The sequence below is a fragment of the Myroides sp. N17-2 genome (assembly GCF_002286775.1).
Lineage (GTDB): Bacteria > Bacteroidota > Bacteroidia > Flavobacteriales > Flavobacteriaceae > Flavobacterium.
The window spans coordinates 57,630-67,191 of the sequence record NZ_NSGJ01000028.1 but is presented as its reverse complement, the minus strand read 5'-3'; the positions used below and the strand labels follow the sequence as shown (position 1 = coordinate 67,191).

Annotated in this window: 8 protein-coding genes and 2 tRNA genes; 1 reads left to right on the top strand and 9 read right to left on the bottom strand. The window is 34.0% G+C overall.

The annotated features are described in order from the left end of the window. Positions 1-477: 477 nt before the first annotated feature. The 9 genes from secA to rho form a co-directional block, all read right to left on the bottom strand. Positions 478-3,582 carry a preprotein translocase subunit SecA gene (gene secA, locus CF599_RS12545; RefSeq protein WP_121966363.1) on the bottom strand — a complete coding sequence of 1,035 codons (3,105 nt, stop codon included), beginning with the start codon at positions 3,580-3,582 and terminating at the stop codon, positions 478-480. Between the two features lie 91 nt (positions 3,583-3,673). Further along, entirely contained in the window at positions 3,674-3,895 is a 222-nt protein-coding gene (locus tag CF599_RS12540) for a DUF2795 domain-containing protein (protein WP_002986941.1), read from the bottom strand. Between the two features lie 133 nt (positions 3,896-4,028). Beyond that, positions 4,029-4,604, bottom strand: a complete 576-nt coding sequence (locus tag CF599_RS12535; RefSeq protein WP_121966362.1) for a cob(I)yrinic acid a,c-diamide adenosyltransferase — start codon at positions 4,602-4,604, stop codon at positions 4,029-4,031. A 65-nt stretch (positions 4,605-4,669) separates the two neighbouring features. After that, the gene (locus CF599_RS12530; RefSeq protein ID WP_121966361.1) at positions 4,670-5,359 is read right to left on the bottom strand and encodes an ABC transporter ATP-binding protein; all 690 of its coding nucleotides are present in this window, start codon (positions 5,357-5,359) and stop codon (positions 4,670-4,672) included. A gap of 158 nt (positions 5,360-5,517) precedes the next feature. Next, complete coding sequence (locus CF599_RS12525) at positions 5,518-6,003, bottom strand: hypothetical protein (protein WP_121966360.1); 486 nt, start codon at positions 6,001-6,003, stop codon at positions 5,518-5,520. A 67-nt stretch (positions 6,004-6,070) separates the two neighbouring features. Then, positions 6,071-6,144 (bottom strand) — tRNA-Arg (locus CF599_RS12520). Between the two features lie 52 nt (positions 6,145-6,196). After that, positions 6,197-6,270 (bottom strand) — tRNA-Arg (locus CF599_RS12515). 220 nt (positions 6,271-6,490) lie between these two features. Beyond that, positions 6,491-6,820: a hypothetical protein gene (locus CF599_RS12510; protein WP_121966359.1), complete on the bottom strand. Its 330-nt coding sequence runs from the start codon at positions 6,818-6,820 to the stop codon at positions 6,491-6,493. A gap of 178 nt (positions 6,821-6,998) precedes the next feature. Further along, on the bottom strand, positions 6,999-8,957 hold the full coding sequence (rho, locus tag CF599_RS12505; protein WP_121966358.1) for a transcription termination factor Rho: 1,959 nt from the start codon (positions 8,955-8,957) through the stop codon (positions 6,999-7,001). Between the two features lie 188 nt (positions 8,958-9,145). Between rho and CF599_RS12500 the strand changes: the two genes are divergently transcribed. Next, positions 9,146-9,562, top strand: coding sequence for a DUF4293 domain-containing protein (locus CF599_RS12500; protein WP_121966357.1), 417 nt, complete (start codon positions 9,146-9,148; stop codon positions 9,560-9,562).

The following is a 9,562-nucleotide window of genomic DNA, read 5'->3' as shown; positions in this document are numbered from 1 at the left end:
CGTTGAAAAACAAAGCAGTAAGCACCGTTACCAAATCGTTACCTGACTTCTTTGATTATCTCTATAAAAGCTTAGTATTCAATCGATACAGCTTTTTCCTGAAAACTTTAAAATATAAAAAAGGATTGATACATAATATCAATCCTTTTTTTATGCCTATTACTCACCTCTAAGCACCTAAGGTATCTATTACTTACATCTAAGCATTTAAGGTACCTATTACTTATATTCTTTAATAGTGACAACAATACTTAAATACAATTTACAGGGATAAATTCAACCTCAATTAGTTTATACTTACTCTGTACATACATTACATTCTATGATTGCTTACTAAAAGTATATGCCGCCAATAAAAACCACATATCGCTATTCTAAGAACACTTCTTATAAAACACCATAACTATACATACAAAAAAAAGACGTGCTTAAAACACGTCTTTTTTACCTTATATCTATTTGATATTTTTATACTTACTAAGCTTCAGAAATCTCTTCTACTTGTTGTTCTTGTTGTTGAGGCAAATCTGCTCTTGTCAAGAAAGTCATAACTTCTGAATCTATTTCAAAAATTGTTTTTCTAAACAATTCAAATGCTTCAAACTTATAGATCAATAATGGGTCTTTTTGCTCATGAACAGCTAACTGTACTGACTGTTTCAACTCATCCATTTTTCTTAAGTGTTTCTTCCAAGCCTCATCTAAGATAGTCAGTGTAATGTTTTTCTCAAAATCATTAATTAATGACATACCATTACTAGCATAAGCTTCTTCTAAGTTCGTAACGATATTAATTGTCTTAACACCATCTGTAAAAGGAACTACGATACGCTCAAACTGTCCAGCATTGTTCTCATAAACATTCTTGATCACTTTAAATGCTTCAGTAGCACTACGCTCACATTTTTCAGAATACGCTCTAAACACGATATCATATTGTTTATTAGCAAGAGTTACTACATCATCTTTAGCGAACTCCTCTTGACTAACTACCTTATTAGTAGCAAAATTGCGAATGATATCAAACTCATAGTTTTTATAATCATTAGCCATCTTATTTGTATCAATAATACGCTCACATAAATCAAACATCATATTTGCGATATCCACCTTAAGACGTTCTCCGAATAAAGCGTGTTTTCTACGTTTATAGATTACTTCACGTTGAGCATTCATTACGTCATCATATTCTAATAAACGTTTACGAATACCGTAGTTATTCTCTTCTACTTTCTTCTGAGCTCTTTCAATAGATTTAGTCATCATAGAATGTTGGATAACTTCTCCATCTTCTAATCCCATTCTATCCATTAATTTTGCTACTCTATCAGAACCGAACAAACGCATTAAGTTATCTTCTAGAGACACATAAAACTGTGAACTACCTGGATCTCCTTGACGTCCTGCACGACCTCTTAACTGACGGTCAACACGACGTGAATCATGACGTTCTGTACCGATAATTGCTAAACCTCCTAAGTCTTTAACCTCTTGAGATAATTTAATATCCGTACCACGACCTGCCATATTCGTTGCGATAGTCACAATACCTGATTGACCTGCCTCTTCTACGATTTGAGCCTCTTGTTTATGTAACTTAGCATTTAACACATTGTGTCTAATACCACGCATTTTTAAAGATCTACTTAATAACTCAGAAATCTCAACTGAAGTTGTACCAATCAACACAGGGCGTCCTGCATTCGATAACTCTACTACATCTTCGATTACTGCTTTATATTTCTCACGTACTGAACGATAAATCTTATCTTCTTTATCATCACGTGCGATTCCTCTGTTAGTAGGAATTTCTACTACATCTAATTTGTAAATCTGTAAGAACTCACCTGCTTCTGTAATAGCAGTACCAGTCATACCTCCAAGTTTATTATACATACGGAAGTAATTCTGAAGTGTAATTGTAGCGAACGTTTGAGTAGCTGCTTCAATTTTCACATTCTCTTTTGCTTCAATAGCTTGGTGTAATCCATCTGAGTAACGACGACCATCCATGATACGTCCTGTTTGCTCATCTACGATCATAATCTTGTTATCCATTACCACATATTCAGTATCTTTTTCGAATAATGTATATGCTTTTAATAACTGACTTAATGTATGAATACGCTCACTTTTTACACCGAAATCTTGGAATAATAATTCCTTAGCCTCAGCTTCTTCTTCAATCGACAAGTTCTTAGCTTCTATCTTCGCTATCTCAACTCCAATATCTGGAAGTACGAAGAAACTTTGATCTGTATCTTTTGATAAATATTGAATACCAAGATCTGTTAATTGTACTTGGTTATTTTTCTCTTCAATAACGAAATATAACGCCTCATCTACTTTATGCATCTCTCTATTGTTATCCTGCATATAGTAATTCTCAGTTTTTTGAAGTAATTGTTTTACTCCTTCTTCACTTAAGAATTTGATTAACGCTTTATTCTTAGGTAAACTTCTATATGCTCTAAACAATAAGAATCCACCTTCTTTAGTATTTCCTTCTCGGATAAGTTTTTTAGCCTCTGCTAAGAATCCATTCGCAAGTTTTCTTTGCATTTCAACTAACTCAGCCACTTCTGGTTTAAGTTCGTTAAACTCATGACGATCTCCTTGTGGAACAGGTCCAGAAATAATCAATGGTGTTCTAGCATCATCAATTAATACTGAATCCACCTCATCCACGATTGCGAAGTTGTGTTTTCTTTGTACTAATTCCTCTGGAGTATGAGCCATATTATCACGTAGGTAGTCAAAACCGAATTCGTTATTCGTACCATATGTAATATCTGAAGCGTAAGCTGCTCTTCTTCCTGGAGAGTTTGGTTGGTGATTATCAATACAATCAACTGTCATACCATGGAACTCAAACAATGGCGCTTTCCACTGACTATCACGTTTTGCCAAATAGTCATTCACTGTTACTAAGTGAACTCCATTTCCTGTCAAAGCGTTTAAGTATAAAGCAGAAGTAGCTACTAATGTTTTCCCTTCCCCTGTATGCATCTCAGCGATTTTACCTTGGTGTAATACAATACCCCCTATTAACTGTACGTCATAGTGAATCATATCCCATGTAACTTGCTTACCTGCTGCTGACCATGAGTTAGCCCATTGAGCCTTATCTCCTTCTATAGTAACATAAGTTTTGCTTTCTGAGAACACTCTATCTTGCTCAGTTGCAGTTACCACAACAGTTTCATTTTCTTTAAATCGACGAGCAGTTTCTTTTACTACAGCGAATGCTTCTGGTAAAATATCCATTAGCAATTTCTCTGAGTTTGTATAAGCTTCCTTCTCTAAGTTATCAATGCTTGCATACATTGACTCTCTCTTATCGATATCTTGCGTTTTCTCAATTTCTTCTTTGTAAGAAGCGATTTTAGCATCTTGATCTGCTCTAGACTGCTGAATTTTCTCTTTAAAGTAAATTGTCTTCGCTCTTAATTCATCGTTAGAAAGGCTAGATAAAGCTCCTTCATACGTTTTTATTTTCTCAATTAAAGGCTTAATTGCTTTGATATCTCTTTCTGATTTATCTCCGACAAAAACCTTTAATATGCTGTTTATGATACTCATAAATTTATGTGGTTTATTTTTTTATTACTGTCAAATCGTAAAGTTAAATAAAAAAAAAGCCTGTTTAGAGGCTTTTTTTCTAATTTATATCTTAATACTCATCCTCGTTCCAAAGATAATCTTCGTCTGTTGGATAATCTGGCCAAATCTCTTCCATTGATTCATAGATCTCTCCCTCATCTTCTATAGATTGAAGGTTTTCTACTACCTCTAGAGGAGCTCCTGTTCTAATAGCATAATCAATAAGTTCATCCTTAGTCGCAGGCCATGGAGCATCACTTAGATAAGATGCTAATTCTAATGTCCAATACATCTCTATTGTTTTTAAATTTTAAATGCAAAAATAATTTTAATTATGAAATTATCAAGCTTTTTTTTATTTATTTCTGATATTTTCAAGAACGTCGCATTTTGATAGGTATCGATTATAGAGAAAATAACATTTTTTAACCTTCTTTTCTCGGAATCCATTTCACTTCCTCAGCTTGTAAATCAAAAGTCAACTTTCGTGCCAACACAAATAAGTAGTCAGAAAGTCGGTTTAAATACTTCAATACTGACTCATCTACAGCCTCTGTTTCATTTAAACTTACTGACAACCGTTCTGCTCTACGACAAACACATCTTGCGATATGACAATATGACACCGTAGTATGTCCACCTGGCAAAACAAAATGAGTCATTGGAGGCAATGATTCTTCCATTCTATCAATTTCATTCTCTAATAATTCAATATCTCCAGCGCTTATTTTAGGAATATTTAATCGTTCCTTGCCATTTTTTAAAATTGCCTTCTCAGGATCAGTTGCTAATATAGCTCCTACAGTAAATAATCTATCTTGTATTTCTATCAAAACATTCTTATACAACTGATTCATCTCTTGATCGCGAATCAATCCTATATAAGAATTTAATTCATCTACTGTACCATAACTTTCTATTCTGATATGATGTTTAGGTACGCGTGTTCCTCCGAATAATGCCGTAGTTCCATTATCCCCTGTTTTTGTATATACTTTCATAAATCTATATCTCTCGGTTTAATAAGCATCCAAAATACAACAAAATAAGAAGCTACACACCTCTTTTACTTAATTCGTTCATCACTTTCTATTATACCATCGCGCAAGCGGATAATACGATGTGCATGCGCAGCTATATCTTCCTCATGTGTCACTAGAATCACAGTGTTTCCATTAGCGTGAATCTCATCGAATAGATGCATAATTTCTATTGAAGTCTTTGTATCTAAATTTCCAGTAGGTTCATCCGCTAAGATTATAGCAGGTTTATTAACTAAAGCTCTAGCAACAGCTACACGCTGACGCTGCCCTCCTGACAGTTGATTAGGATGGTGATCCATACGATCACTTAACCCCACTTGTCCTAAAACTTCTTTTGCTCTAGCATCGCGTTCAGACTTCGTATTTCCAGCATATACCATAGGTAATGCTACATTATCTAAAGCTGTTGTACGCGGAAGTAAATTAAACGTTTGAAAAACAAATCCAATACTCTTATTTCGGATCTCTGCTAGTTGATCATCTTTAAGCACACTCACATCCTTTCCATCTAGCACATACTCACCCGAAGTAGGAGTATCTAGACATCCTAAGATATTCATTAACGTAGACTTTCCACTTCCAGAAGGCCCCATAAGCGCAACATAATCTCCTTGAGCTATCTCTAAATTAACTCCTTTCAGCACGTGTACGGTTTCTGAACCTAATTTAAAATCACGCTTAATATCCTTTATTTCTATAATATTATTTGGCATACCTACCTTGATTTTAATAAAAAACACAAATTGTTTATAAACACAAAGTCAATACAGCAGCCTTAAATGATAATATTACAGCCTCTAGTAGACACTTTATACGATAAACAAATAGTCTTCTAAGATAAGTAAAATATGTATAACTAGATAAAATGGAACTACATTCTAAGTACGAAATGTTGTTTTAATTGTTCAGAACGAACATAGGCTACCCCAAAATAATAAAAATCAATAGTAGCAGTAAATTTCTCATCCTTGATAATGTCAGCCCACAATAATTCAGCTTCCATATTATCACTGCGTCTATCCACAATAAGAACACTCTCATTATGCATTTTACTAGACAACAGAGCCACACTTACTTCTTGATCATACTTTGACACTAAGATCATGTCAACAACACCAGTAATCGTTTTTAAATCGACTACATTAGATAATAAAGACTTATTCTCTCCCACACTCCCAATACTCTTAGGTGCATAATAAGTTTCTAAACGAGATATAAAAGCATCTTTCTTTGCTAGCCCACTCCATCTACTGTCTTTAGGATAAAGTCCTTTAGTCAATAGATTAAATATAAATGGAGAATGAACACTATGTTCATTACCCGACTTCCACCAGAATTTAAAATAACTTTCTTTCATTGTCTTCTATATCAATCACAAAAATAGGTATAAATAAAAAAAGCTTCTCAAGTGAGAAGCTTTTTTGTGACCGAGACAGGATTCAAACCTGTAACCTTCTGAGCCGTAATCAGATGCGCTATTCAGTTGCGCCACTCGGCCTTAATACCTTATTTATTCTTTATTATCACAGTTCTATTTTCATAAAACTTAGTGACCACGGCAGGATTCAAACCTGCAACCTTCTGAGCCGTAATCAGATGCGCTATTCAGTTGCGCCACGTAGCCTAATGCGTTATTGCGAGTGCAAATATAGAACGTTATTCCGTAAATACAAACTCTAACAAAGAAAAATATTCCTCTTTTTTTTAACCTAAATATTAAAACACTTAATACTAATCATTTAAACGGAAAACATTTTTCTATTTTAACATATCATTTTTACTCTATTTATTGCTCATCACTTGATATTACTCATATCCTCCATCTTTTCTAATCAATATGACAACTAGAAATTTCCTTTAGGAGGGTAAAAATACAAGTATAACATAGCAGTAATAACAAAAAGGATTAAGATAAAGTAAAAGGAATTACCCGTAAATAGCCCACAAACCAAAAAAAGAATAGTAGCAACAGCTCCTAGAAAAAGAAAATCGAAGCTCTTCTTATCAATAAACTCATCATCCCACTCCTCCTCTTCTTGCTCTAATAATTCTTTTTGCTCCTGTTTATACTTTAAATACTCTTCATCACTATCAAAACGCTTCACAGTAAGAAACTTTCTTGCCACTATATAAGCCAGCACAGCCACTACTATAAACACTATTATTCCATACATATTTCTTCTAATATCTAAGTAAAACTCTGCTAAAACATACCTAAAGATAATCTTATCAAAGAAACAACATTCCTACTATTTGCAAAACATTTATTGAAAAAAGTTAAATACAAACAAAAAAAGAGAACATTTACAAATTATAAATGTCCTCTTTTCAATATACATACAGGGTAATATTCTATTTACTTAAGTTCTTTAATACCTCGTCATTATTCGCAGTATTCTTCACATTATCGATAATAGATGACATTGCCTCTACAGAGTTCATATCGTCTATATAACGTCTTACCATTAATGAACGCTTTAATTCCCATTCATTTAATAATAAATCATCTCTACGTGTACTTGAAGAAGTAATATCAATTGCCGGGAAGATACGCTTGTTTGCCAACTTACGATCTAACTGTAATTCCATATTACCTGTTCCTTTAAACTCTTCGAAGATTACCTCATCCATTTTAGATCCAGTATCTACTAAAGCCGTAGCGATTATACTTAAAGAACCACCATTCTCTATATTACGTGCAGCACCGAAGAATCTCTTAGGTTTTTGCAATGCATTTGCATCCACACCTCCACTTAATACTTTACCTGATGCAGGCTGAACAGTGTTATATGCTCTAGCTAAACGCGTAATAGAATCTAATAAGATCACTACATCGTGACCACACTCTACTAAACGCTTCGCTTTTTCTAATACGATATTAGCCACTTTAACGTGTCTTTCAGCTGGCTCATCAAATGTAGAAGCGATAACTTCCGCATTCACACTACGCTGCATATCTGTAACCTCTTCTGGGCGCTCATCGATAAGTAACACGATTAAGTATGCCTCAGGGTGATTAGCTGCGATAGCATTAGCCACATCTTTTAACAACATTGTCTTACCTGTCTTAGGCTGAGCTACGATCATACCACGTTGCCCTTTTCCGATAGGTGCGAACATATCCATTAAACGTGTAGAGATTGTACTGCTCTTACCGTCTAAATTAAACTTCTCATTAGGAAACAATGGAGTTAAATGCTCAAACGAAACTCTATCTCTAACAGCTTGAGGATCGTGTCCATTAATCTTTAATACCTTTACTAAAGGGAAGAACTTCTCTCCTTCTTTTGGAGGACGTACTACGCCCTTTACAGTATCTCCTGTTTTTAATCCAAATAATCTAACCTGAGATTGTGACAAATAAATATCATCTGGTGATGATAAATAGTGATAATCTGCAGAACGCAAAAATCCATATCCATCAGGCATCATTTCTAATACCCCTTCGCTCTCTATAATACCATCAAATTCATAATCAGGTTCTCTGAAATTATTCTTTTTGTTGTTATTATTTTTGTTCTGTTGATTGTTATTATTGTTTTGCTGATTGTTATTTCTCTTTGGGTTATCTCCCTCAGATTGTTGTACAGCTATATTTTCATTGTTATTTACTACTTCTACTTTCTCAGATACATTATCTAACACAGGTGTATTTGATTCTGCTGTGTTATTATTTGTACGTGGTTGTTGTGGCTGTGATTGCCCTTGTTGTGGTTGACGAGTTTTAAAATCGCGTTTTTGCCCATCGCGACGATTATTGTTATCGCCTTGATTTTTATTTTTAAAATCTCTTCTATTCTCGTTATTATTGTTTGCTCTTGCGTCAGAAGTTTGCTCGCTAGCTCCTTCTTTATTTGACTCTTGAGTTCTAGCTTTCTCTTTATTCTGCTCTACAGATTGACGTTGAGGCTTATCTGCTAACACACGAGATGCTTGCTCTACTTTACTTTCTACTTTTCCTTCTTCATCACCACCTTGTCCTAATCTAGGTCTTTTAGATTTCTCTAAAGATTTAGTATTATTCGGTTTAGCATTTTGTGTCTGTGTCTTTACTTCATTTTTAGAATTATCTACAGCCACTTTCTTTTCTACTACTATAGGAGCTTTCTTTTCCACTACAGGTGCTTTCTCTACAGCTTTAGCTTTTACAGGTGCTTTTCTATCCTCTGCATTAGTCGTTTTTTGATGTTCTAAGATTTGCCCTATAAGTTCATCTTTTTTCAAAGAAGCCACCTTAGCAATTTTTGCCGTTTTAGCAATCTCCTGAAGATCTGCGACCTTCATTTTTTTTAGTTCGGAAATTTCAAACATATAAATGTTTATAGATTATAAATATTGAGTTGTGTATATTTTAAATAAGAATGGAAATTTAAAATAGAATTGCCGTATTATGAAGAACTTACGGCAGTACTGATGCAATATTACGAATAAAATTTAATAAACAATAGGTTTTTACAAAAAAGAAACGCTATTTTTGTAGTTCATATTTATTACTAATTATGATACAACGAATTCAAACAGTTTATTTAATTATCGTTTTTATAGTGATGGGGGTACTACCTTTCATCTTTCCTTTATGGCATAACGGATTAAATGAAGAAGTCTTTTTTATGATGAACCCTCCTGCTACGATCCTTTTTGGACTATCGACAGCATTGACAGTAATCACTATCTTAGGATACAAGAATAGACAAAGACAGTTTGTGTTCAATAGAGTGAATATAATATCAAACTTTATACTTTTAGGATTATTTGTGTATCGTACACTAGCGGTATCTGGAGAAACTGCGGAAGCTGTTTCTGAGAAAGGTATTGGGATGTTCCTCCCTATTATTTCTATCCTGTTCCTTGTATTAGCGAACAGAGCCATTAAGAAGGATGAAGATCTTGTAAAATCTGTGGATCGATTGCGATAA

What these genes read in the sequence shown, in the direction of transcription:
- CF599_RS12510 (WP_121966359.1), bottom strand. Translation starts at nt 6,820, where the DNA reads ATGTATGGAATAATAGTGTTTATAGTAGTGGCTGTGCTGGCTTATATA.
- CF599_RS12540 (WP_002986941.1), bottom strand. Translation starts at nt 3,895, where the DNA reads ATGTATTGGACATTAGAATTAGCATCTTATCTAAGTGATGCTCCATGG.
- rho (WP_121966358.1), bottom strand. Translation starts at nt 8,957, where the DNA reads ATGTTTGAAATTTCCGAACTAAAAAAAATGAAGGTCGCAGATCTTCAG.
- CF599_RS12500 (WP_121966357.1), top strand. Translation starts at nt 9,146, where the DNA reads ATGATACAACGAATTCAAACAGTTTATTTAATTATCGTTTTTATAGTG.
- CF599_RS12530 (WP_121966361.1), bottom strand. Translation starts at nt 5,359, where the DNA reads ATGCCAAATAATATTATAGAAATAAAGGATATTAAGCGTGATTTTAAA.
- CF599_RS12535 (WP_121966362.1), bottom strand. Translation starts at nt 4,604, where the DNA reads ATGAAAGTATATACAAAAACAGGGGATAATGGAACTACGGCATTATTC.
- secA (WP_121966363.1), bottom strand. Translation starts at nt 3,582, where the DNA reads ATGAGTATCATAAACAGCATATTAAAGGTTTTTGTCGGAGATAAATCA.
- CF599_RS12525 (WP_121966360.1), bottom strand. Translation starts at nt 6,003, where the DNA reads ATGAAAGAAAGTTATTTTAAATTCTGGTGGAAGTCGGGTAATGAACAT.